Source organism: Streptomyces sp. NPDC090022 (genome assembly GCF_044748145.1).
In the GTDB taxonomy this organism is placed as follows: domain Bacteria; phylum Actinomycetota; class Actinomycetes; order Streptomycetales; family Streptomycetaceae; genus Streptomyces.
This window is the reverse complement of record NZ_JBIVFN010000004.1, coordinates 1-21,863: the sequence shown is the minus strand read 5'-3', so window position 1 is coordinate 21,863 and position 21,863 is coordinate 1. Positions and strand designations below refer to the sequence as shown.

General features: G+C 72.8%; 22 protein-coding genes and 1 pseudogene. 14 read left to right on the top strand and 9 right to left on the bottom strand.

Translation table 11 applies throughout. The features are described from left to right. Nucleotides 1-200 precede the first annotated feature (200 nt). A complete protein-coding gene (locus tag ACIPXB_RS10505) occupies nucleotides 201-566 on the top strand; it encodes a hypothetical protein (protein ID WP_401448229.1) in 366 nt (121 codons plus the stop codon). A gap of 70 nt (nucleotides 567-636) precedes the next feature. Here ACIPXB_RS10505 and ACIPXB_RS10500 read toward each other — a convergent pair whose 3' ends face one another. Further along, on the bottom strand, nucleotides 637-1,311 hold the full coding sequence (locus tag ACIPXB_RS10500; RefSeq protein WP_401447235.1) for a FadR/GntR family transcriptional regulator: 675 nt from the start codon (nucleotides 1,309-1,311) through the stop codon (nucleotides 637-639). An 87-nt stretch (nucleotides 1,312-1,398) separates the two neighbouring features. Here ACIPXB_RS10500 and ACIPXB_RS10495 point away from each other — a divergent pair, with 87 nt between their 5' ends. The 4 genes from ACIPXB_RS10495 (at nucleotide 1,399) to ACIPXB_RS10480 (ending at nucleotide 4,000) form a co-directional block, all read left to right on the top strand. Continuing rightward, nucleotides 1,399-2,703: a CynX/NimT family MFS transporter gene (locus tag ACIPXB_RS10495; RefSeq protein WP_401447232.1), complete on the top strand. Its 1,305-nt coding sequence runs from the start codon at nucleotides 1,399-1,401 to the stop codon at nucleotides 2,701-2,703. A gap of 5 nt (nucleotides 2,704-2,708) precedes the next feature. Next, nucleotides 2,709-2,825 (top strand): SGM_5486 family transporter-associated protein, encoded by a 117-nt coding sequence (locus ACIPXB_RS10490; RefSeq protein ID WP_401447230.1) that lies wholly within the window; start codon nucleotides 2,709-2,711, stop codon nucleotides 2,823-2,825. Nucleotides 2,826-2,994: 169 nt separating this feature from the next. Continuing rightward, nucleotides 2,995-3,357, top strand: a complete 363-nt coding sequence (locus ACIPXB_RS10485; protein ID WP_401447227.1) for a hypothetical protein — start codon at nucleotides 2,995-2,997, stop codon at nucleotides 3,355-3,357. A 121-nt stretch (nucleotides 3,358-3,478) separates the two neighbouring features. Next, complete coding sequence (locus ACIPXB_RS10480; protein WP_401447224.1) at nucleotides 3,479-4,000, top strand: SixA phosphatase family protein; 522 nt, start codon at nucleotides 3,479-3,481, stop codon at nucleotides 3,998-4,000. Nucleotides 4,001-4,088: 88 nt separating this feature from the next. On the opposite strand, the gene serB is transcribed toward ACIPXB_RS10480, so the two are convergent. After that, complete coding sequence (gene serB, locus ACIPXB_RS10475) at nucleotides 4,089-5,288, bottom strand: phosphoserine phosphatase SerB (protein WP_401447222.1); 1,200 nt, start codon at nucleotides 5,286-5,288, stop codon at nucleotides 4,089-4,091. A 391-nt stretch (nucleotides 5,289-5,679) separates the two neighbouring features. Here serB and ACIPXB_RS10470 point away from each other — a divergent pair, with 391 nt between their 5' ends. After that, on the top strand, nucleotides 5,680-8,178 hold the full coding sequence (locus ACIPXB_RS10470) for an FHA domain-containing protein (RefSeq protein ID WP_401448226.1): 2,499 nt from the start codon (nucleotides 5,680-5,682) through the stop codon (nucleotides 8,176-8,178). A gap of 100 nt (nucleotides 8,179-8,278) precedes the next feature. Here the strand turns inward: ACIPXB_RS10470 and ACIPXB_RS10465 are convergent, their stop codons facing one another. The 3 genes and pseudogenes from ACIPXB_RS10465 to ACIPXB_RS10455 form a co-directional block, all read right to left on the bottom strand. Further along, nucleotides 8,279-8,926 (bottom strand): transglycosylase SLT domain-containing protein, encoded by a 648-nt coding sequence (locus ACIPXB_RS10465; RefSeq protein ID WP_401447220.1) that lies wholly within the window; start codon nucleotides 8,924-8,926, stop codon nucleotides 8,279-8,281. 295 nt (nucleotides 8,927-9,221) lie between these two features. Beyond that, a complete protein-coding gene (locus ACIPXB_RS10460) occupies nucleotides 9,222-10,304 on the bottom strand; it encodes an S-adenosylmethionine:tRNA ribosyltransferase-isomerase (RefSeq protein WP_401447218.1) in 1,083 nt (360 codons plus the stop codon). A 164-nt stretch (nucleotides 10,305-10,468) separates the two neighbouring features. Further along, nucleotides 10,469-11,170: pseudogene (locus ACIPXB_RS10455) on the bottom strand (SDR family NAD(P)-dependent oxidoreductase); the annotation flags it as partial. Nucleotides 11,171-11,332: 162 nt separating this feature from the next. Between ACIPXB_RS10455 and ACIPXB_RS10450 the strand changes: the two are divergent. From ACIPXB_RS10450 to ACIPXB_RS10440, 3 genes are all read left to right on the top strand, one after another. Further along, nucleotides 11,333-12,478, top strand: a complete 1,146-nt coding sequence (locus ACIPXB_RS10450; RefSeq protein WP_401447216.1) for a GAF domain-containing protein — start codon at nucleotides 11,333-11,335, stop codon at nucleotides 12,476-12,478. Then, complete coding sequence (locus tag ACIPXB_RS10445) at nucleotides 12,471-13,112, top strand: response regulator (protein WP_401447214.1); 642 nt, start codon at nucleotides 12,471-12,473, stop codon at nucleotides 13,110-13,112. The genes ACIPXB_RS10450 and ACIPXB_RS10445 overlap by 8 nt, the downstream gene beginning before the upstream one ends. A 112-nt stretch (nucleotides 13,113-13,224) precedes the next feature. After that, complete coding sequence (locus tag ACIPXB_RS10440) at nucleotides 13,225-13,470, top strand: chaplin (RefSeq protein WP_401447212.1); 246 nt, start codon at nucleotides 13,225-13,227, stop codon at nucleotides 13,468-13,470. A gap of 998 nt (nucleotides 13,471-14,468) precedes the next feature. Here ACIPXB_RS10440 and ACIPXB_RS10435 read toward each other — a convergent pair. After that, a complete protein-coding gene (locus ACIPXB_RS10435) occupies nucleotides 14,469-15,248 on the bottom strand; it encodes a hypothetical protein (protein ID WP_401447210.1) in 780 nt (259 codons plus the stop codon). 132 nt (nucleotides 15,249-15,380) lie between these two features. Here ACIPXB_RS10435 and ACIPXB_RS10430 point away from each other — a divergent pair, with 132 nt between their 5' ends. The 4 genes from ACIPXB_RS10430 to ACIPXB_RS10415 all read left to right on the top strand — a co-directional run bounded on the left by ACIPXB_RS10430 (nucleotide 15,381) and on the right by ACIPXB_RS10415 (nucleotide 18,689). Next, nucleotides 15,381-16,181 (top strand): ABC transporter ATP-binding protein, encoded by an 801-nt coding sequence (locus ACIPXB_RS10430; protein WP_401447208.1) that lies wholly within the window; start codon nucleotides 15,381-15,383, stop codon nucleotides 16,179-16,181. A 96-nt stretch (nucleotides 16,182-16,277) separates the two neighbouring features. After that, nucleotides 16,278-16,706: an NfeD family protein gene (locus ACIPXB_RS10425; RefSeq protein ID WP_401447207.1), complete on the top strand. Its 429-nt coding sequence runs from the start codon at nucleotides 16,278-16,280 to the stop codon at nucleotides 16,704-16,706. Between the two features lie 151 nt (nucleotides 16,707-16,857). Next, nucleotides 16,858-17,838, top strand: coding sequence for an SPFH domain-containing protein (locus ACIPXB_RS10420; RefSeq protein ID WP_401447205.1), 981 nt, complete (start codon nucleotides 16,858-16,860; stop codon nucleotides 17,836-17,838). Between the two features lie 74 nt (nucleotides 17,839-17,912). Continuing rightward, nucleotides 17,913-18,689 carry a sulfite exporter TauE/SafE family protein gene (locus tag ACIPXB_RS10415; protein ID WP_401447203.1) on the top strand — a complete coding sequence of 259 codons (777 nt, stop codon included), beginning with the start codon at nucleotides 17,913-17,915 and terminating at the stop codon, nucleotides 18,687-18,689. 78 nt (nucleotides 18,690-18,767) lie between these two features. Here the strand turns inward: ACIPXB_RS10415 and ACIPXB_RS10410 are convergent, their stop codons facing one another. From ACIPXB_RS10410 to ACIPXB_RS10400, 3 genes are all read right to left on the bottom strand, one after another. Continuing rightward, nucleotides 18,768-19,271, bottom strand: a complete 504-nt coding sequence (locus tag ACIPXB_RS10410; protein ID WP_401447200.1) for an HNH endonuclease — start codon at nucleotides 19,269-19,271, stop codon at nucleotides 18,768-18,770. A gap of 159 nt (nucleotides 19,272-19,430) precedes the next feature. Further along, the gene (locus ACIPXB_RS10405) at nucleotides 19,431-19,967 is read right to left on the bottom strand and encodes a YbhB/YbcL family Raf kinase inhibitor-like protein (RefSeq protein WP_401447199.1); all 537 of its coding nucleotides are present in this window, start codon (nucleotides 19,965-19,967) and stop codon (nucleotides 19,431-19,433) included. A 41-nt stretch (nucleotides 19,968-20,008) separates the two neighbouring features. Further along, nucleotides 20,009-20,791, bottom strand: coding sequence for a sporulation protein (locus ACIPXB_RS10400; protein ID WP_401447197.1), 783 nt, complete (start codon nucleotides 20,789-20,791; stop codon nucleotides 20,009-20,011). A 111-nt stretch (nucleotides 20,792-20,902) separates the two neighbouring features. On the opposite strand from ACIPXB_RS10400, the gene ACIPXB_RS10395 reads away from it, so the two are divergent. Further along, on the top strand, nucleotides 20,903-21,544 hold the full coding sequence (locus tag ACIPXB_RS10395; protein WP_401447194.1) for a DNA-3-methyladenine glycosylase: 642 nt from the start codon (nucleotides 20,903-20,905) through the stop codon (nucleotides 21,542-21,544). Nucleotides 21,545-21,863 lie beyond the last annotated feature (319 nt).

Here is a 21,863-nt window from a genome sequence, read left to right as displayed (position 1 = left end):
GTCGGGATCTTCCCGGCGTGCTGCGGGGAGGAGGTACGGGAGTGCGCGCGAGGCGGAGCCGGGCGGTATCGCTGCTGGTCACCTCGGTCGTCCTGACCGGCCTTCTGATCCCGGGGGCGGTCGCGCAGCCCCCGGACGCCGGCCCGGCGGCAGGGCCCGGGACGGCCGCGTCGGCGGAGGAGCGGGCGGAGGCCGATGCCGTGGACGCGGACGTGGGCGCGGCGGGGGCGGTGGGCGCCGGGGGCGGGGCGGATTCCGGCGGCTCGGACGCGGTGGACGCCGGTGACATCGCCGCGGAGCCCCCCGCCCAGCCCGCCCGGCCGCCCGCCCGGGACCTGTTCGGCGCGGACTGCGACCTGGAGATCACGGGCTCGTACGTCGCCGCGTACTGCCACAACCGCTACGCCGAGACCGACCTGGTCCGCCTGCACGTCGAGTGCGACCGCTGGTGGGACGTGGACGGCGACGGAGCGCCGGCCGCGGTCGGCCCGGCCGGGCGCGTCGAGCTGGCCGGCCGCTGCTGGAAGGAGGTCCGCTCCGCCTGGGTCAGCCACGAGCGGCCGTGAGCCCGGGCGCGCCCGGTGCGGGGCGCCGGGTGCGGGGCGCCGGGTCCGAGGCCGGGTGCGGGGCGCGGGGTCAGCGCCGCTCGCCGAGGCAGGCGAAGGGGTAGCCGCCCGCTTCCGAGGCCGCCGTGGCGCCGTCCCGGCGGCGGATCGCCTCGATCAGCCGGGCGTGGTCCAGGTGCGTCCCGGGAGTGAGCTCGGTGCCCACGTCCGTGCGCAGCCAGTCCCGCACCAGGTCGCCGAGGTCGGCGTACAGCTCGATCAGGACCTCGTTGTGCGAAGCGGTCACGACCGCCATGTGCAGGGCCATGTCGGCGGCCACGAAGCGCTCGGCGTCCCCCGAGGCCCAGGCCTCCTCGCGGCGCGCGAGCAGCGCGTCCAGCTGGAGCAGGTCCTTGTCCGTGCGCCGCTCCGCCGCCAGCCGCCCCGCCGACGACTCCAGCGTCGAGCGCACCTCCGCGATGTGCCGCGGATCGGCGCCCGCGAAGCGCCGGTGCATCACCCCGGCCAGCTCGCTGGTGGCCAGGACGTACGTGCCCGAGCCCTGCCGGATGTCCAGCAGTCCGTTGTGCGCCAGGGCCCGCACCGCCTCGCGCACGGTGTTGCGGGCCACGCCCAGCAGCTCGACCAGCTCCGGCTCGGTGGGGATGCGCGAGCCCACCGGCCACTCGCCGGAGGTGATCTGGTTGCGGAGCTGGGCGATCACCTGGTCGACCAGTGCGGAGCGCCGGGGGGACGTCAGCGGCATGGGGCCTTCTTCGTTCCAGGGTGGACAACGCTGCGGGAAGCGTATCGGGGTGGACAGCCAATCATCCCATGATTCTATGATGGCGCCATGCCCGACGAAGACATACAGACCATGAAGCGGCCCGCCGTCACCCGTCCGGACCGGCGCGGTCCCGGCTCCGGGACCACCGCCGGGTCCGCCGCGGCCCAGGACCCCCGGTGGCTCGGTCCCGTGCTCATCGTCGGCATCGTGCTCGCCGCCCTGAACCTGCGGCCCGCCATCACCAGCCTCGGTGCCCTGTTCGAGGAGGTCCGCACCGGCCTCGGCATGAGCGGCACCGTCGCCGGACTGATCACCTCCGTCCCCGCCCTGTGCTTCGCCGTCTTCGGCATCACCGCGCCCCGGCTCTCCCGCCGCTTCGGCCCGGCCGCCGTCGTCTGCGCCGGCATGGCCGCCGTCGCCACCGGCCTGCTGATCCGGCCCTTCACGCACGGCGCGGCCGGTTTCCTCGCCGCCAGCGCCCTCTCGCTCGCCGGCATCGCGCTCACCAACGTGCTGCTGCCGGTGATCGTCAAGCGCTGGTTCCCCGACAGGGTCGGCACCATGACCGGCCTGTATTCCATGGCCCTGGCCGCCGGCACCTCGCTGGCCGCCGCCGCGACCGTGCCGATGACCGAGGGCCTGCTGGGCGGCGGCTGGCGGGCCGGGCTGCTGGTGTGGGCCGTGCTCGCGCTGGCCGCCGTACTGCCCTGGCTGCCCATCGCCCTGCGGGCCCGCCGGGACGCGCGCAGCGGGGCGCCCGCGGCCGCCGCGGACCCGGGCATCCGGATCGTCCGCAGCCGTACCGCCTGGGCCCTGGCCTGCTACTTCGGCCTCCAGGCCACCGGCGCCTACATCACCATGGGCTGGCTCCCGCAGATCTTCCGCGACGCCGGGGTCTCCGCCGGCACCGCCGGTGTGCTGCTCGCCGTCACGATGGTGATGGGCGTCCCGCTCGCCTTCGTCATTCCCGGGGTCGCCGGACGCCTGCGCAACCAGGGCGTCATCGCCGTCGTCCTCGGCCTCTTCGGCCTCGCCGGATACGCCGGCCTGTATTTCGCCCCGGCCGCCGGCGCCTGGGCCTGGGCCCTGCTGCTCGGCGTCTCCAACTGCGCCTTCCCGCTCGTCATCACGATGATCGGACTGCGCGCCAAGTCCCCGGCGGGCGTCGTCAAGCTCTCCGCGTTCGCCCAGAGCACCGGCTACCTCATCTCCATCCCCGGACCCCTGATCATCGGCACCCTCTACCAGCACAGCGGCGGCTGGGACCTGCCGCTGGCGCTGATGGCCTGCCTGCTCGTGCCGCAGATCGCGCTGGGCGTCCTGGCGGGCCGGGACCGCACGGTCGAGGACGAATGCGGCGTGCGAGACTGATGGGCATGCCCGTTCTCGAACCGAACCCCGCCAACGGCCACAAGAAGCTCGGCATCGTCCTCGGCGCGATGCTCGGCGTGACCGTGATCATCGCCATCATCGCGACGATCGCCTCGCCCTGACGGCCCCCGCGGTGGCCCCCGCCGGGCCCTTGGTGGGGTTAACCCCCGTAACCCCTAGGGGGCGGGGCTCAGGGTGATCTGGGGTGTGCCCCGGATGGGAAGCGCGTCCTTCGATCCATAGATTCGGAGTGAGCGAGGAAGTCCCAGCCGAAACCCCACGGAGGCGGTCATGTCGGCCCCGACGCACACCCGGTCCGTCACCCCGGCCACCACGGCGTACGCGCACTCCGCGTCGTATACCACCCCTCCCCAGGCCTCCGCGGCGCGGTACGCCTCCGCGGCGCGGTACGCCTCCGCGGCGCGGTACGCCTCCTCCGGGCCGTACGGTTCCTCCGCGCCGGCCGCGCGGATACGGCCCCGGGCGGCGGCCGGTGCCGACGCCCGGCTGCACTGGTGGGCCCTCGCGCTGCCCGCCCTCGCCTTCGTCCTGCTGCTGCTCCTGCTCGCCGGCTCCGGCCAGGCCCAGGCGGCCTCCGGTGAGGGCCCCGCGATCACCCAGGTCACCGGCCAGATCCTGCGCGCCCTCGGCTGACCAGGGCCGACAGGCCCCGCCCAGGGGCGCACAGCCCGCCGCGGGCGTGCGCCCTGCCCCGTGCGGGTGAGCCCCTCAACACCCTGCGCCCCATGGCTCGTTTCGTGCGAAGCTGGGAGTCATGAGCGCCGACACACCCCGCAGGATCGCCCTCCTCCGGCACGCCAAGGCCGACTGGCCCGAGGGCTCCGACCATGAAAGGCCGCTGGCGGAGCGAGGTCGCAAGGATGCCCCGGCCGTCGGACTGAAGCTTGCCGAAACCGGCATCACCTTCGACCTGGCCCTCTGCTCCACGGCCGTCCGCACCCGCGAGACCTGGAAGCTCGCCGTGCAGGAACTGCCCCACCGGCCCAAGACGGTCTACGAGGAGCGGCTGTACGACGCCTCGCTGGGCGAGCTCATCGCCCTCGTCAACGAGACCTCCGACGAGGTCGGCGACCTCCTGGTCATCGGCCACAACCCGGGCATGCACGCCCTCGCGGACGCGCTCGCCGGCCGGGCCGAGGGCGACACCCTGGCCCGGATGAGCCGGTCCGGCTTCCCGACCGCCGCGCTGGCCGTCGTCTCCTTCACCGGCTCCTGGAAGTCCGTCGAGCACGGGGTCGGCACCCTGCTGGACTTCTGGACCCCGAAGGACCACTGACCCGCATACGGCAGCCTGCATACGGCGGCCCGCATACGGCGCTGGGCCCCGGCGACCGCCGGGGCCCAGCGTCGTATCCGGGGGCCGCTCACGCCAGGTCGGCGGCCTCGACCTCTTCCCGGGTGATGCCCAGCAGGTACAGCACGGCGTCCAGGAACGGCACGTTCACCGCGGTGTGCGCGGCCTCGCGGACCACCGGCTTGGCGTTGAAGGCCACGCCCAGCCCCGCCGCGTTCAGCATGTCCAGGTCATTGGCGCCGTCCCCGATCGCCACCGTCTGCGCCAGCGGCACCCCGGCCTCGGTGGCGAACCGGCGCAGCAGCCGCGCCTTGCCGGCCCGGTCGACGACCTCGCCCACGACCCGGCCGGTGAGCTTGCCGTCGACGATCTCCAGGGTGTTGGCGGAGGCGAAGTCCAGCCCCAGCCGCTCCTTGAGGTCGTCCGTGACCTGCGTGAACCCGCCGGAGACGACCCCCACCTGGTACCCGAGCCGCTTGAGCGTCCGGATCAGGGTCCGGGCGCCGGGCGTGAGCCGTACCTCGGCCCGCACCTTGTCCACGACCGAGGCGTCCAGCCCGGCCAGCAGCGCCACCCGCGCGTGCAGCGACTGCTCGAAGTCCAGCTCGCCGCGCATCGCCCGCTCGGTCACCTCGGCCACCTCGGCCTCGCAGCCGGCGTGCGCCGCGAACAGCTCGATGACCTCGTCCTGGATCAGGGTCGAGTCCACGTCCATGACGACCAGCCGCTGCGCCCGGCGGTGCAGCCCGGCCGACACCACGGCCACGTCCACCCCGATGTGCCCGGAGGCGAGCGCCAGCGCGGTGCGCAGGGGCTCGGTCTCGGTGCCGGAGACGGCGAACTCGACGGCGGTCACGGGATACTTGGCGAGCCGGAAGATACGGTCGATGTTGCCGCCGGTCGCCGTGATCCGGGCGGCGATCGCCGCCGTGGCCTCCGCGGTGAGCGGGTGACCCAGCACCGTGACATGGGAACGGCCACTGCCGCGCGGCCGGTTGTCACCGGTGCCCGAGATGATCTCGGCCTGGAGCCGGAGGGACTCGGCCCAGCTGTGCACGGTGGCCCGCAGCTCGCCCTCCGCGCCCACGGCGGGCTTGGTGACGAGGGCGCACAGCACGATGCGGCCACGGGTGACGACCTGCTCGATGTCGACGACGTCGACGGAGTAGGCGGCGAGGGTGTCGAACAGCCCGGCGGTGATCCCGGGACGGTCCTTGCCGAAGATCTTGACGAGGAGGGTGGGGACGTCGGAGGTCTGCGAAGCGCTCATGGTGCGACCACGGTATCTTCCCCGTCCTCTCCGGGCGCCCCTGGACCACTCTGTGGACGCCGCTCCCCCCGAACCTCCCCGCACGGCGGTCCTCCCGGTGGTCGGGCCGGTGGCCCCGGGGTGAACACCTCCCGACATCCGGCCCGCGTCGCCGCCCTGCCCCCGTCGCCGGTGCTCCCGGCGGGCCGAGAAGTCCCGTATCCGACTCTCCGGGTGCCTTTCGGTCCCGTCGCGGGCGGCCCGCGCGGGCCCGATGCGAGGCCCGAATACCACTTGTGGCCGCAGGCCTGGAATAGTTCCCCACGATGTTCGCGATCCCTAGACTCCCTGACGTCAGGGGGATCCTCGGGGGACAACAAGTGGGGCTGGAGTGCCGGAACTCGTACTGGAATTGAACGGAAGGACCTGGACGCTCGATCCGTCCAGGTCGTACTCACTGGGGCGCGACCCCCAGGGCGACGTGGTGATCGATGACGCCCGGGTCTCCTGGCGGCACGCCACCATCAGCTGGAACGGCCGGGGTTGGGCCATCGAGGACCACGGCAGCACCAACGGCACGTACGTGCTGGGCAGCCGGGTGCAGCAGGCCGAGCTGACGCCCGGTACGCCGGTGCTCCTCGGCAACGCCAACGACGGCCCGCGGCTGAACCTCAGCGCCGTCGCCGCACCGCAGCCGGCCGTCGCGCAGGCGGCGCAGCAGGCCCAGCAGGCCTGGCCCGGCGCGCAGCAGCAGGCTCCGGTCCAGCAGCAGGCGTACCAGCAGCCGCAGCAGCAGCCGCAGGCTCAGCAGTACCAGCAGCAGCCCTTCGTCCCGCAGCAGCACGGCGGCGGTGACGCCGCCGGCCGCGCCGCCGCGCCCGGCGGCGGCCAGCAGGGCTACAGCGACCGCAGCCCCACCACGTTCCACCAGATCGCCGTCGGCCGCGTCATGCGCATCGGCCGTGCCCTGGAGAACGAGCTCGTCGTCTCCGACCTCCAGGTCTCGCGCCACCACGCGGAGTTCCGCTCCACCGGTGGCCGCTTCGAGATCCACGACCTCGGCAGCCACAACGGCACGTACGTCAACGGCCAGCCGCTGCCCAAGTCCGGCACCGCGCTGCTCGGCCCGAACGACATCGTCGGCGTCGGCCACTCCACCTTCCGCATCGTCGGCGACCGCCTCGAGGAGTTCGTCGACTCCGGCGACGTCTCCTTCTCGGCCCGCCACCTGACGGTCACGGTCGACGGCGGCAAGCAGATCCTCAAGGACGTCACCTTCGGCGTCCCCGAGAAGTCGCTGATCGGTGTCATCGGCCCGTCCGGCTCCGGCAAGTCCACCCTGCTCAAGGCGCTGACCGGCTACCGGCCCGCCGACCAGGGCGACGTCCTCTACGACAACCGCAACCTGTACAAGCAGTTCGCGGAGCTCCGCCAGCGCATCGGCCTGGTCCCGCAGGACGACATCCTGCACAAGGAGCTGAAGGTCTCCACCGCCCTGAAGTACGCGGCCAAGCTGCGCTTCCCCGGCGACACCGCCGAGTCCGAGCGCGCCGCCCGTATCGACGAGGTGCTGCGCGAGCTCAAGCTCGACATCCACAAGGACAAGAAGATCACCGCCCTCTCCGGCGGTCAGCGCAAGCGCGTGTCCGTGGCCCTGGAGCTGCTGACCAAGCCCTCGCTGATCTTCCTGGACGAGCCCACCTCCGGCCTCGACCCGGGCATGGACCGCGACGTCATGCAGCTGCTGCGCGGCCTCGCCGACGACGGCCGCACGGTCCTGGTCGTCACCCACTCCGTCGCCGAGCTGTCGCTGTGCGACAAGCTGCTGGTGATGGCCCCGGGCGGCTCGGTGGCCTACTTCGGCCCGCCGGACGAGGCGCTGAACTTCTTCGGCTACCAGACCTGGGCGGACGTCTTCTCGGCCTTCGAGAACTACCGCGACTACGACTGGGCCGGCCGCTGGAAGGGCTCGCAGCACTACCAGCTGTACGCCGCCGACCTCGACGCCGTCGCCCCGCAGTCGGTGACCATGCCGACGCCGCAGCAGCTGAACCCGCCGAAGCCGCAGGCCTGGGGCTCCCAGCTGTTCACCCTGATCCGCCGCTACGTCTCGGTGATCGCGTCCGACAAGGGCTTCCTCGGTCTGATGCTGATCCTGCCGGCCGTCCTCGGCGTGGTCTCCATCGTCATCCCGGCGACCTTCGGCCTCGGCAAGCCGACCCCGCCCAGCCGGTTCAACGGCGACGCCGGCACGATCATGCTGATCCTCGCGGTGGGCATGTGCTTCTCCGGCGCCGCCAACTCGGTCCGTGAGCTGATCAAGGAACGGGTCATCTACGAGCGCGAGCGCGCCACCGGTCTGTCCCGGTCGGCGTACCTCATGTCGAAGGTGATCGTCCTCGGCGTCATCACCGCCATCCAGGGCGTGATCATCTGCGGCATCGGCTTCGCGCCCCGCGCGCTGCCCGAAGAGGGCCTGCTCATGCCGCCGGCCGTCGAGCTCTGCCTGTCGGTGATCGCCCTCGGCTTCACCTCGATGATGTTCGGCCTGGTGATCTCCTCGCTGGTGAAGACCGCCGAGAAGACCATGCCGCTGCTGGTCATGTTCGCGATCGTCCAGGTCGTCTTCACCGGCATCCTCTTCCAGCTCTACGACTCCCCGGGCCTGGAGCAGTTCGCCTGGCTGATGCCGTCCCGCTGGGCCGTCGCCGCCGCGGGCACCACGCTGGACCTCGGCCACCTGATGCCGCCGTGGGACGCGAAGAACCCCGGCAACCTCGACCCGCTGTGGGAGGCCACGGTCGGCCAGTGGACGCTGGACATCACGATCCTGGTCCTCATGGGCGTCGCCTGCGGCTTCGCGGTGGCCCGCCTGCTGCGCCGCCACGAGCCCGAGGTCATGCGCAAGTAACGCGACAGGGCACGCACGCACGTACGCCGCAGGGCGGCACCCGGATCCGGGTGCCGCCCTGCGGCGCATGGGGGACTGGTGGGGAACAGCCTCGGTGCCCTTAGTAGGCGCTGTTCACGTTGTCCATGGAGCCGTAGCGGTCGGCCGCGTAGTTGCAGGCGGCGACGATGTTGGCGACCGGGTCGTACTGGTCGAACTTGGTGCCCTTGACGTGGTACGCCTTGAAGGTCGGCAGGATGACCTGGAGCAGACCCTTCGAGGGGATGCCGTTCCGGGCGTTGATGTCCCAGTTGTTGATGGCGCGCGGGTTACCGCTGGACTCGCGCATGATGTTCTTGTGGATGCCCGCGTAGGTGCCGGGGATGCCCTCCTTCTTCATGATGAAGAGGGCTTCCTTGATCCAGCCGTCCAGGTTGTTGGCGAAGACCGGGGTGCGGGCGGCGGAACGGCTCGCGGCCGCCTTCTGCTCGCGGGCCTTCTTGGCGGCGGCCTCGGCCTTGGCCTTGGCGTCGTCCGCCTTCTTGGCGGCGACGACCTGCTGGGCGCTCAGGTGCGCGGCGGTCTTCGCGGGGGTGGCGGCGGTCCACGCGACGGGGGCGACCGTCAGGGACTGGGCCTGCGCCTGGGTCGCACCGGCGGGAACCAGGGAGAAAGCGAGGGCAGCGGCACCGAGGGTGGCGACGCCGGCGATCGACATCTTGTGGGCCTTGGTCAGACGGCTATGACCGGCAGAGCTGGACGCAGACATGGAGCACACCTTTACGAAGAGCGGGAGCCGCAGGAAAGCGCCGCTCGGATCCGGGATCCGCGGCGCTGTTGCGACGACGGCAATTCTTAGCGGCGGCAAAATCCTGTGGCAAAGGTGTGACGTACGAAGCCGGATAGTGGATCAGGGTCTGGGGGGCAACCTCCGATTTCGGTACCAGAGCCTCCCACAGCAGCCCTAACACCGTCTTTATGGATCAACTACACCACTTCGTAAGTGACCTGGGTCCTATGCGCGGGCTCACATCGGCCATGTAACGGTCTCACCCCGCGTTGCGTCAGCAATGCAATGCGTTACCGCTCTCGTCCTTAAGCAGTAGATGCAGGTCACCGAACTCGTGCCAAAGGCAGAGGCGGGCCAGCGCCTCGGCATACCCGCGACGTACGGCCGCCCGCCCCGCGACCGCCTCCAGCATCAGCAGGTGCGAGGCCTGCGGCTCGTGCAGCCCGGTCACCAGGCCGTCCACCACCCGCACCCCCCGCTCCGGGGTCACCACCAGGTCCGTCCACCCCGCGGCCGCCCGCACCACCCCGTCCGCCCCGGCCGCCGACTCCAGTGCCCGCACCGCCGTCGTCCCCACCGCGATCACCCTGCCCCCGCCGGCCCGGGCCGCGTTCACCAGCCACGCCGTGGCCGGCGGGACCGCGTACCGCTCCGGGTACGGCGGCTCGTGCGCCTCCGCCGACGCCACCCCGGTGTGCAGGGTCAGCGGCGCGAACTGCACCCCCCGGCTCACCAGCCGCGCCACCAGCGCCTCCGTGAAGGGCCGGGCCGCGCTCGGCATCTCGGCCGACCCCGCCCCGTCGGGCGAGGGCAGCGCGAACACCGTCTGGTACGCCGACAGCGGCTGGTCCCGCTCCGTGTACGCGTACCGGATCGGCCGCCCGTACGCCCTCATCACCTCCAGCGCGTCCCGCCCCGACGGGCGCGCCCACCACAGCCGGTCCGCTCCGGCGGCCAGCGGCTCCTCCAGGGCGAGGCGGAGGCCGTCCGGCAGCTCCACCACCGCCCCCGCCGGACCGCCCGCCCGGGGCGCGGTCGTGCCCCGCCGGTCCTTGTCCCGGAGCTCCACGGCCCAGCGGCCGTCGTCCCCGCGCGTCGAGAAGTGCACGACGACCCCGGCTGCGCCGAGCCGCCCGTCCACCGCCGCCGGCAGCGTGGCCGACGTGTTGACCACCAGGACGTCCCCGGCCCGCAGCAGGTCCGGCAGCTCGGCGAAGGCGCGCAGGTCCACCGTCGTGCCGCGCGAGACCAGCAGCCGCACCGAGTCCCGGCCCCGCCCCGGCCCGCGCTGCTCGGCCGGGACCCGCGCCGAAAGCTCCGGCGGAATGTCCGGTATATACAGAGAAGGGATGGTCACCGCAGCCCCCCACCCACACGCCCGCCGACGCCACCGCCCGCGGAAGCCCCCGTGCCCGCCGCGACCCCCGTACCCGACGAGCCGTCCGTGCCCGCCGGGACCCCCGTACCCGACGAGCCGTCCGTGCCCGCCGCGACCCCCGTACCCGACGAGCCGTCCGCGAATCCGTCCGCCAGCTCCTCAGCGGTGTACCGCCCGCTCGGCAGCCCCTCGGCCACCAGCCGCAGCAGCACCGGAGCCACCTCCCCCGGCGCCGGCAGCCCCGTCAGGTCCTCCTCCGGCTCCGCCGCCGCCATCATCCGCGTCCGCATCGACCCCGGATCCGCCCACCACACCCGCAGCCCCGGCTCCTCCACCGCGAGCACCGCCGACAGCTGGTCCACCGCCGCCTTGGTCGCCCCGTACGCCCCCCACGTCGCGTACGCCACCACCGCCGCGTCCGAGCTCACGTTCAGCACCGCCCCGCCCGCCGCCGACGCCCGCAGCAACGGCAGCGCCTCCTGGACCAGCCCCAGCGGCCCCACCACGTTCACCGCCAGCGCCCGCTCGAACCCCGCCAGCCCCTGCTCGGCCAGCGGCACCAGCGGCTCGGCCCCCAGCACCCCCGCGTTGTTCACCAGCAGGTCCAGCCCGCCCAGCTCCCGCGCGGCCGCCACCAGCGCCGCCCGGTACGGGCCCGAGGCCACGTCACCCGGCACCGCCACCACTCGCCCGCCGCCGCCGCTCCCGGTGAGCTCCGCCGCCGCCTCCCCGAGCGCCCCGGCGTCCCGCGCCCCCACCACCACGTCCCAGCCGCGCCCCGCCAGCTCGCCGGCCAGCGCCCGGCCCAGCCCCCGCGAAGCCCCCGTCACGATCGCCACCGCCATGACCACCCCTGCCTTCCGTCGCGTCGGTCCCTCTTCGGATGCCCCCAACGTAGGAACGCGGCCACCCCCCGCGCCTCGGCCCCCGGCCCCACCCCGCCCCCACCCTTGGCCCTAGTCCCGAAGCCCGATCCCGCAGGTCACGGCCGCGGGTACGGTGAGCCCATGCACAACGGACCACGCGCGGGCCTGGCAGCGGTGAGCACCGCGCTGCTGGCCATGAGCCGCCACCTGGAGGTCCGCGACGTCCTCAAGACGATCGTCGTCTCGGCCCGCGAGCTGCTCGACGCCGAGTACGCGGCCCTCGGCGTCCCCGACGACCACGGCGGCTTCGCCCAGTTCGTCGTCGACGGCGTCAGCGACGAACAGTGGCGCCGCATCGGCCCGCTGCCCCGCCAGCACGGCATCCTCGCCGCGATGCTCCACCAGCCCGGCGCCGAGCGGCTGGCCGACGTACGCGAGGACCCGCGCTTCGGCGGCTGGCCGGCGGCCCACCCCGAGATGTCCGACTTCCTCGGCCTGCCCATCCGCGACGGCGAGGAGATCCTCGGCGCCCTCTTCCTCGCCAACAAGCGCTGCCCCCGCCCCGGCGGCGGCTGCGGATTCACCGCCGAGGACGAGGAACTCCTCGGCATCCTCGCCCAGCACGCCGCGATCGCCCTGACCAACGCCCGGCTCTACGAACGCAGCCGCGAGCTCACCATCGCCGAGGAGCGCTCCCGGCTGGCCCACGAACTGCACGACGCGGTCGCCCAGAAGCTCTTCTCGCTGCGCCTGACCGCCCAGGCCGCCACCGCGCTCGTCGACCGCGACCCGGCCCGCGCCAAGGGTGAGCTCCACCAGGTCGCCGCCCTGGCCGCGGAGGCCGCCGACGAGCTGCGCGCCGCCGTCGTCGAGCTCCGCCCGGCCGCCCTCGACGAGGACGGCCTCGTCGCGACCCTGCGCAACCAGATCCACGTCCTGGACCGCGCGCACGCCGCCCATGTCACCTTCACCTGTGACGGTGTACGCGCCCTGCCCGCGGCCCAGGAGGAAGCCCTCCTGCGCGTGGCCCAGGAAGCCCTCCACAACGCCCTGCGGCACGCGGACGCGGCGCAGGTGGCGGTCACCCTCACCCGCGGCGGCGGTGGCGCGGTCCTGCGGGTGGCGGACGACGGCAAGGGCTTCGACCCCCGGACCGTCCGCCGGGCCGGCCGCCACCTCGGCCTGGTCTCCATGAGCGACCGCGCGAGCGGTGCGGGCGGACGGCTCACCGTGCAATCGGCGCCCGGCGAGGGCACCACGATCGAGATGGAGGTCCCCGGTGGCTGACACGCCCATCCGCGTCCTGCTGGTGGACGACCACCAGGTCGTACGGCGCGGCCTGCGCACGTTCCTGGAGATCCAGGACGACATCGAGGTGGTGGGGGAGGCGTCGGACGGCGCGGAGGGCACCGAGCGCGCCGAGGAACTCCGCCCCGACGTGATCCTGATGGACATCAAGATGCCGGGCACGGACGGCGTCGACGCGCTGCGGCGGCTGCGCGAGCTGGCCAACCCCGCCCGGGTCCTGATCGTCACCAGCTTCACCGAGCAGCGCACGGTGATCCCCGCGCTGCGCGCGGGCGCGGCCGGCTACGTCTACAAGGACATCGACCCCGAGGCGCTGGCCGCGGCCATCCGCTCGGTCCACGCGGGCCACGTCCTGCTCCAGCCCGAGGTGGCGGTCGCCCTCCTCGCCCAGGACGAGTCCCCGTCCTCGCGCGGCGGCACGGCCCTGACCGAACGCGAACGCGAGGTGCTGTCCCTGATCGCGGACGGCCGTTCCAACCGCGAGATCGCCCGCGCGCTGGTCCTGTCCGAGAAGACGGTCAAGACGCACGTCTCGAACATCCTGATGAAGCTGGACCTGGCGGACCGCACCCAGGCGGCGCTGTGGGCCGTCCGGCACGGCCTCACGGACTGATTCATACGGACGGGTGTACGTCGCCCACATGGCGTATCCCGCCCGGGCGCCGGCCGTTCTCCATGCGTGCCGCGGCGGCTGGCCGCGGCAGACGCACTGGAGGAATCCGAACGTGAAGAACATCAAGAAGGCCGCTGCCGTCTCCATGATCGCGGGCGGCCTCGTCGCCGCGGGCGCCGGTGTCTCGGCGGCGCACGGCGGCGCCCACGCGGCCGGCGAGGCCGTCGGCTCGCCGGGCGTGGCCTCGGGCAACCTCATCGAGGTCCCGCTGCACGTCCCGGTCAACGTGGTGGGCAACACGGCGAACGTCATCGCCCTCCTGAACCCGGTCTGGGGCAACACGGCCGTCAACGCCTGACGCAGCCCCCCGACCAGGCCCCGCCGGGATCCCCCGCCCCGGCGGGCCCCCGCCCGGGAGGCGCCCCCCGGGAGGTCACCGGCCGACCGCCGGCGCGCGGCCCGACCCGGCGGCCTGCCGGGGGCGCGGACCTGCCCGGGAGCGGCGCACCCCCGATGACCAACCGCCCCGACCGGGCCGGCCCGGGGTGCGGCGGCGCCCACCCGTGACCGCCGCGTCTTGGGCGGACGGGTGGCAGGCCATCCCGACCGACGGTCAGCCGACCCGGCGGCTCCGCCGCCGACGTGACGCCCCGCGGTGCGGACGGACGGCCCGCACCCGCCCGCAGTGCGCAACCGTGACCGGGCGGGTCCGCTTCTGGCCACCGCGTCATGGGTGGGCGGGTGGGAGGCCACCCCGCGCGGAGCGTGGGGCACCCCCACCGGCGGTCAGCCGACCCCGCCGCCCGCAGGGCAGCCGGACGTGCCGCCCGCACGGCCCGGCGGGGAGCCGGACACCGGACCGCAGCCCGCCGGGCGGCTACCCCGCAGTGCGGCCCCCGGCGGGGGAGCGGGTACCGGGGCCGCAGCCCCGGGCGGATACCCGCCGACGGCGCGCAACCGTGACCGGGCGGGTCCGCTTCTGGCCACCGCGTCATGGGTGGGCGGGTGGGAGGCCACCCCGCGCGGAGCGCGGGGCACCCCCACCGGCGGTCAGCCGACCCCGCCGCCCGCAGGCCGTGCCGCCCACCACCCGTGGGAGCCGAACGCAAGGCCCGCCTGCGGGGAGCCGACCCCGCAACCACGCCGCCCGCAGGGCAGCCGGACGTGTCGCCCGTCGCCCGCTGCCCGCAGGGTGACCCGCAGGGCCCGGCGCGGGAGCCGGACACCGGGGCCGCAGCCCGCCGGGCGGCTACCCCCGCAGGGCCCGGCCAGGGACCCGGGCACCAGGGTCGGCCGCCCGTAGGGCGGCCCCCCGGCGGGGGAGCCGGACGTGGACTGCCGCGGCCCGCCGGGGGGCTACCGCTCGCGGGCCTCCACCGCCGCGTTGTACGCCGCCACCTGCGCCCGCCTCCCCACCCGTTCCACCGGCCGCAGCGCCACCGCCCGCGCCGTCATCTCCGACGCGGACACCGCCGCCCCGTGCCCCCGCTCGTACGCCAGCGAGATCATCAGCCCCACCCGCTGCGCCAGCTCCAGCACCCGCGCCGCCCGGGGCGGGTAGCCGGGCGCCAGGATCTCCCGCCCCGCCTCCGCCCGCGCGCGGTACGCCGCCAGCGCCGCCTCCGCCACCGGGCCCGACCCGGCCAGGTCCAGCCGCGTCAGGACGGCGGTCGCCTCCCGCAGCGCCTCCGCCAGTTCCCGCTCCGCCTCGCCCAGCGACGGCACGTCCGCCGGCGGGGCGTCCCGTACCGGCAGGCACTGCCACAGCACCGAGACGTGCTCGTCCCCGGCCGGCCCCGCCGACGTGACCTCCGGCACCAGCCCGAACGCCGCGCCCCGGCACACCACGGCCTCCTCGGCTTCCAGCGCCCGCGCGTTGAACGACGGCGGACCGCTCAGCCCCAGCGGATGACCCGGCGCCGGCAGCGCGACCCGCAGGCCCGTCACCCCCAGCGCCCGCAGCCGCCCGAGCGCCAGCGTCAGGCCGACCGGCCCCGCCTCGCCCGGCAGTCCCGTGACGCGGTGCACCGCGTCCTCGCCCACGATCGACAGCACGGCCTCGTCGGGCGAGACGAGACCGGCCAGCAGAGCGTTCCCCCAGGCGGCCAGCCGCCCTGAACGTGGTTCCACAAGCATCCCCCCACCATACGGACCCGGCCACGGCCGGGCCCCGGCCCCGGACCGCTCCGCCAGTGGCGTAGGTTTGCGTCTGGGGCTGCGCCCGCTGGCGCACACAGAACCGTGACTGCAAGGGGTGACAACACGCTCATGAGCGATGTTCTGGAGCTGGTGGACGTATCCGTGGTCCGCGAGGGCCGGGCTCTGGTGGACCAGGTCTCCTGGTCGGTCAAGGAGGGGGAGCGCTGGGTCATCCTCGGCCCCAACGGCGCCGGGAAGACCACTCTGCTCAACGTCGCCTCCAGCTACCTCTTCCCCACCAAGGGCGCCGCCACCATCCTCGGCAGCACCCTCGGCAAGCCCGGCACCGACGTCTTCGAGCTGCGCCCCCGCATCGGCGTGGCCGGCATCGCGATGGCCGACAAGCTCCCCAAGCGGCAGACGGTCCTGCAGACCGTGCTCACCGCGGCCTACGGCATGACCGCCGGCTGGCAGGAGGAGTACGAGGACATCGACGAGCAGCGCGCCCGCGCCTTCCTCGACCGCCTGGGCATGAGCGACTACCTCGACCGCAAGTTCGGCACCCTCTCCGAGGGCGAGCGCAAGCGCACGCTGATCGCCCGCGCGCTGATGACCGACCCCGAGCTGCTGCTCCTGGACGAGCCCGCCGCCGGCCTCGACCTCGGCGGCCGCGAAGACCTCGTACGCCGCCTCGGCCGCCTCGCGCGCGACCCGATGGCGCCGTCCATGGTGATGGTCACGCACCACGTCGAGGAGATCGCCCCCGGCTTCACGCACGTCCTGATGATCCGTCAGGGCAAGGTGGTCACCGCCGGTCCCCTCGACCTCGAACTGACCTCCCGCAACCTCTCCCTCTGCTTCGGGCTCCCGCTCGTCGTCGAGCGCAACGACCACGACCGCTGGACCGCCCAGGGTCTGCCCCTGCGCTGACCGGCGCCGCGCAGCGGCCGCCACGGTCACACCCCGACGGTTCACGGGACCTTCGCACCCTGTCCGGACCGCGCCCGCCGGACCTACCATGACCATGTGGACATCGACGCATGGGTGTGGTGGCTCATCGGCGCGGTCGGACTGGGGATCCCCCTCGTCCTCACCGCCATGCCGGAGTTCGGCATGTTCGCCGTGGGCGCGGTCGCGGCCGCCGTCACGGCGGCCCTCGGTGCGGGCGTGGTCGCCCAGGTCCTGGTCTTCGTGATCGTCTCGGTCGCCCTCATCGCGGTCGTCCGGCCGATCGCCAACCGGCACCGCAGCCAGCGGCCCCAACACCGCACCGGGATCGAGGCGTTGAAGGGCAGAACGGCCGTCGTGCTCGAACGCGTCGACGGCGCCGGCGGACGCATCAAGCTCGCCGGGGAGATCTGGTCCGCGCGCACGCTCGACGCGCACACCACCTTCGAACCCGGCCAGCAGGTCGACGTCGTCGACATCGACGGCGCGACCGCCGTCGTGATGTGACATGGCGACCGCCGTCGTCAGGTGACATCGCGAGCGTGACACCGCATCACATCAGCACCAGGCACGTCAAAGCAGCCGACCCGCGGCCCCCGGGTCTGCGAGACTCCGCTCAACGGGGCTGCACGGACAGCCGGAAGGGCACGGGGAACGCATGCAACCGATCATCATCGTCCTGATCATTCTGGTGGTTCTGGTCTTCATCGCACTGGTCAAGACGATCCAGGTGATCCCGCAGGCCAGCGCCGCCATCGTCGAGCGGTTCGGCCGCTACACCCGCACCCTCAACGCGGGCCTGAACATCGTCGTCCCGTTCATCGACTCCATCCGCAACCGGATCGACCTGCGCGAGCAGGTCGTCCCGTTCCCGCCGCAGCCGGTGATCACCCAGGACAACCTGGTCGTCAACATCGACACCGTCATCTACTACCAGGTGACCGACGCCCGCGCCGCGACGTACGAGGTCGCCAGCTACATCCAGGCCATCGAGCAGCTCACCGTCACCACCCTGCGCAACATCATCGGCGGCATGGACCTCGAGCGCACCCTCACCTCCCGCGAGGAGATCAACGCGGCCCTGCGCGGCGTCCTCGACGAGGCCACCGGCAAGTGGGGCATCCGCGTCAACCGCGTCGAGCTCAAGGCCATCGAGCCGCCGACCTCCATCCAGGACTCGATGGAGAAGCAGATGCGCGCCGACCGCGACAAGCGCGCCGCGATCCTCCAGGCCGAAGGTGTCCGGCAGTCCGAGATCCTGCGCGCCGAGGGCGAGAAGCAGTCCTCCATCCTGCGCGCCGAAGGTGACGCCAAGGCCGCCGCACTGCGCGCCGAGGGCGAGGCCCAGGCCATCCGTACGGTCTTCGAGTCCATCCACGCCGGTGACCCGGACCAGAAGCTGCTCTCCTACCAGTACCTCCAGATGCTCCCGAAGATCGCCGAGGGCGACGCCAACAAGCTCTGGATCGTGCCCAGCGAGATCGGCGACGCCCTCAAGGGCCTCTCCGGCGCCATCGGCAACTTCGGCGGCGGTGGCGGTGTCGGCGGCGGACTCCAGCCGCCCCAGGCGCCGCACGTACCCCCGCAGGCACCGAAGAACGTCGGCGGGGAGCGGCGGGAGCAGCCCCCCATCGACTGAGTGGGCAACCGCTCCTGCATGATCGGTGAGGCCCCTCGACCTCTGGCGGGGAGGCGTCTCACCGACTGAAGGAGATGGCCTTGTCCATCTGGGAAGCGCTCGCGGTCTTCGCCGCCGGCATCGGCGCCGGCACCATCAACACCATCGTCGGCTCCGGCACCCTGATCACTTTCCCGGTGCTGCTGGCCACCGGGCTCCCCCCGGTCACCGCCAACGTGTCCAACACCCTGGGCCTGGTCCCGGGTTCCATCAGCGGAGCCATCGGCTACCGCGCGGAACTCCGCGGCCAGGCCCGGCGCGTGCTGCGGCTCGCGGTCACCGCCCTCGTCGGCGGTCTCGCCGGCGCGATCCTGCTCGTCACCCTGCCCTCGGAGTCCTTCGACACGATCGTGCCCGTCCTCATCGGACTCGCGCTGATCCTCGTCGTCATCCAGCCCAAGGTCGCCAAGACCCTGCGCGCGCGACAGGAAAAGGCCGGCGGCGGCGCCGGCGACCCCGACGGGGGACCGGCACTGCACGCCGGCATGCTGCTCGCCAGCGCCTACGGCGGCTACTTCGGCGCCGCCCAGGGCGTGCTCTACATCGGCCTGATGGGCCTGCTCCTCCACGACGACCTGCAACGCATCAACGCCGTCAAGAACGTCCTCGCCGCCGTCGTGAACGGCGTCGCGGCCGTCTTCTTCCTCTTCGTCGCGGAGTTCGACTGGACGGCCGTCCTGCTCATCGCCGTCGGCTCCACCCTCGGCGGCCAGCTCGGGGCCAAGGTCGGCCGACGCCTCCCGCCGACCGTGCTGCGCGCGGTCATCGTGGTGGTCGGCGTCATCGCCATCATCCAGATCCTGCTCCGCTGACCGCCGTACCGGAGATACGCCGCCCGTCCGGCCCCTCCGGCCCGTCCGGCCGTCCGACGCCGACGCGCCGGACCGACCCTAGGCGGTCCGCTCCAGCCAGTCCGGCAGTGCCTCCCGGCTGCTCGCCCCCATGGCCAGCAGCATCGCGTCCGCGGGGGAAGGCACGAAGGGCTTGCGCAGCAGCGGCATGCCCGCCTCCTCCGGAGTCCGGGCCGCCTTGCGGTGGTTGTCCTCCGCACAGGACGCCACCGTGTTCATCCAGGTGTCCCCACCGCCCTGCGCCTTGGGCAGTACGTGGTCCACGGTGGTCGCCCGCCGCCCGCAGTACGCGCACCGGTGCTGGTCCCGCGCCAGCACACCCCGCCTGGACCAGGGAGCGTGTCTTCGGAAGGGCACCCGGACATACCTGCACAGCCTGATCACCCGGGGCATCGGAAGATCCACGGCGGCGGCGCGCACACGCAGTTCGGGGTGCGACTGCTCGACGACGGCCTTGTCCTGGAGCACCAGAACGACAGCACGATTCAACGTCACCGTCGACAGCGGCTCGAAGCTCGCATTCAGCACCAGCGTGTCCCGCATCTCGCCCACCTCCCGTGTGCAGGCCCGCGACCACCCTGGCGGCAAAGCCCGCAACCACTCTGGCCGCGCGCGCCACGCGGGACAACGCAATAAAAATGCCCGGTCCTGGTCACCTTTAGACCAGGACCGGGCAAACGCTCGGAGAACGATCGGCCCGCCTCAGCCGCCGGCCGGAGCCTCGTACTCCGCGATCAGCTGCGCACGCCCCAGCGTGTGGAAGCGCAGATTGAATCCGACGACGGCAGGAGACACGTCGGCGCCGGGGCCCAGCTTCTCCTGGTCCACCGCGTAGACGGTGAACACGTAACGGTGCCGCTCCCCGGCGGGCGGCGCCGCCCCGCCGAAGTCCTGCGTGCCGTAGTCGTTGCGTACGTGCACGGCCCCGGCCGGCAGCCCCTTGAAGGAGCCGCTGCCCGCCCCGGCCGGCAGCTCGGTCACCGAGACCGGCAGATCGAAGAGCACCCAGTGCCAGAACCCGCTGCCCGTCGGCGCGTCCGGGTCGAAGCACGTCACCGCGAAGCTCTTCGTCCCCTCCGGGAACCCCTCCCACCGCAGCTGCGGCGAGACGTTCCCGCCCGCGTGCAGCTGGGCGTGGCCCAGATCCGCACCGTGCCGGACGTCGTCGCTCACCACGGTGAAGGCGTGCACCTCGGGATGGAAGTCGTGCGGAAGCGGCGCCCTGCGCTGATCACTCACCTCTGGACCCTCCTGATCGCGAACGTGTGGTCGTCAGGAGCCTAGAACCAGTTGCGCTGCGAACCCACCGAGGCGATCCACTGGTTCAGGTACGCCGCCCAGTCGGTCCCCTGGTAGGACTGCAGACCCACCTGGAAGCAGCGGTAGGTGTCGCTGCCCTCGGTGAACATCCCCGGCTTCTTGTCCATCTCCAGCACGACGTCCATCTCGTGCCCGTCCGCGATGAAGGTGAGCTCCACCTGGTTCAGCCCCCGGTACTGCTGGGGCGGCAGGAACTCGATCTCCTGGTAGAAGGGCAGCGACTGCCGCGTCCCGCGGATGTGCCCGCGCTCCATGTCCGCGCTGCGGAAGCGGAAGCCGAGCTGCCCGAACGCGTCCAGGATCGCCTGCTGCGCCGGCAGCGGGTGCACGTTGATCGGGTCCAGGTCACCGGCGTCGACCGCGCGGGCGATCGCCAGCTCGGTGCTCACCCCGATGTTCATCCCGTGCAGCTGGTACGCGGCGACGTGGGTCACCGGCGTCTCCCACGGGATCTCCAGGCTGAACGGCACCTCGTGCATCGCGCCCGCCTGCACCGCGAAGGCACCGCCGAGCCGCTGCTTGGTGAAGACGATGTCCTGCTTCAGCTCCTGGTCGCCGCCCTCCACCTCGACCCGCGCCTGAAGACCGATCGACAGCCCCTCGATCTGCTGCTCGACGGTGCCGCCCTGGATGCGGACCACACCCTGGACGATGCCGCCCGGGACGACGTTGGGCTCGGTGATGATCGTGTCCACCGAGGCACCGCCGGCACCGAGCGCCGCGAACAGCTTCTTGAACCCCATGCTCGTTACTCCCCTTACTCGTCCTGCTGGAGCAGGCGTGCGACTACCTCTTATCCACGCGGAACCATAGGCCCCGGTTGCGGGCGTACGCGTTCCACTACGCTCGACCGGATGAGCGCGCGCCCCGACCGTACGCCCCTGCCCCGCAGCTTCTACGACCGCCCGGTCCTCACCGTGGCGCCCGACCTCCTCGGCCGCGTCCTGGTCCGCCGTACCCCGGACGGCCCCATCGAGCTGCGCATCACCGAGGTGGAGGCGTACGAGGGGGAGGCCGACCCCGGCTCCCACGCCTACCGCGGCCGCACCGCCCGCAACGCGTCGATGTTCGGCCCGCCCGGACACGCGTACGTCTACTTCATCTATGGGATGTGGTTCAGCGTGAACCTCGTCTGCGGCCCCGTCGGCCAGGCGAGTGGTGTCCTGCTCCGCGCGGGTGAGATCACGGTGGGCGCCGAGCTGGCCCGTAAACGTCGACTTTCCGCCAGAAGGGATGCGGAACTGGCCAAAGGGCCGGCCCGCCTGGCGACCGCCCTCGACATCGACCGCTCCCTGGACGGCACCGACCTCTGCGCCGGCCCGTCCTCCCCTCTCTCCTTGCTGGCGGGCACCGCCACCCCCTCCGACCAGGTGAGCGTCGGCCCCCGCACGGGAGTGGGCGGCGACGGCGCGCACCATCCGTACCGCTACTGGATCACCCACGACCCGACGGTGAGCCCGTATCGCGCCCACGCGCCACGCCGCCGCTCAACTTGACTCGGCCTAGGCGGACGCCTAACGTAGCCCGAGCCGCTTGAAACGGGGCACTGCTGTCAGCAGCCCTCGAAGCGGCCAAACCACTACGACGATTCACCCTGGCGGGGATGAATTCGGCATGCCCGAATTCGGAGTCGGCGGCTCGATTATGAACCGCAAGCGAAATCCGCTAACGTAGTGACCACGCCGAAAGGGAAACGCGAAAGCGAACACCCCGGAAAGCGCCGAGGAAATCGGATCGGAAAGATCTGATAGAGTCGGAAACGCAAGAACGAAGGAAGCGCCCGGAGGAAAGCCCGCGAGGGTCAGTACAAAGGAA

Excerpts from the sequence above, each read along its gene's own strand:
- ACIPXB_RS10500 (WP_401447235.1), bottom strand. The coding sequence starts at position 1,311 with ATGCCGCTGACGTCCCCCCGGCGCTCCGCACTGGTCGACCAGGTGATC.
- ACIPXB_RS10495 (WP_401447232.1), top strand. The coding sequence starts at position 1,399 with ATGCCCGACGAAGACATACAGACCATGAAGCGGCCCGCCGTCACCCGT.
- ACIPXB_RS10490 (WP_401447230.1), top strand. The coding sequence starts at position 2,709 with ATGCCCGTTCTCGAACCGAACCCCGCCAACGGCCACAAGAAGCTCGGC.
- ACIPXB_RS10485 (WP_401447227.1), top strand. The coding sequence starts at position 2,995 with ATGTCGGCCCCGACGCACACCCGGTCCGTCACCCCGGCCACCACGGCG.
- ACIPXB_RS10480 (WP_401447224.1), top strand. The coding sequence starts at position 3,479 with ATGAGCGCCGACACACCCCGCAGGATCGCCCTCCTCCGGCACGCCAAG.
- serB (WP_401447222.1), bottom strand. The coding sequence starts at position 5,288 with ATGAGCGCTTCGCAGACCTCCGACGTCCCCACCCTCCTCGTCAAGATC.
- ACIPXB_RS10465 (WP_401447220.1), bottom strand. The coding sequence starts at position 8,926 with ATGTCTGCGTCCAGCTCTGCCGGTCATAGCCGTCTGACCAAGGCCCAC.
- ACIPXB_RS10450 (WP_401447216.1), top strand. The coding sequence starts at position 11,333 with ATGCACAACGGACCACGCGCGGGCCTGGCAGCGGTGAGCACCGCGCTG.
- ACIPXB_RS10435 (WP_401447210.1), bottom strand. The coding sequence starts at position 15,248 with ATGCTTGTGGAACCACGTTCAGGGCGGCTGGCCGCCTGGGGGAACGCT.
- ACIPXB_RS10430 (WP_401447208.1), top strand. The coding sequence starts at position 15,381 with ATGAGCGATGTTCTGGAGCTGGTGGACGTATCCGTGGTCCGCGAGGGC.
- ACIPXB_RS10420 (WP_401447205.1), top strand. The coding sequence starts at position 16,858 with ATGCAACCGATCATCATCGTCCTGATCATTCTGGTGGTTCTGGTCTTC.
- ACIPXB_RS10415 (WP_401447203.1), top strand. The coding sequence starts at position 17,913 with ATGGCCTTGTCCATCTGGGAAGCGCTCGCGGTCTTCGCCGCCGGCATC.
- ACIPXB_RS10410 (WP_401447200.1), bottom strand. The coding sequence starts at position 19,271 with ATGCGGGACACGCTGGTGCTGAATGCGAGCTTCGAGCCGCTGTCGACG.
- ACIPXB_RS10400 (WP_401447197.1), bottom strand. The coding sequence starts at position 20,791 with ATGGGGTTCAAGAAGCTGTTCGCGGCGCTCGGTGCCGGCGGTGCCTCG.
- ACIPXB_RS10395 (WP_401447194.1), top strand. The coding sequence starts at position 20,903 with ATGAGCGCGCGCCCCGACCGTACGCCCCTGCCCCGCAGCTTCTACGAC.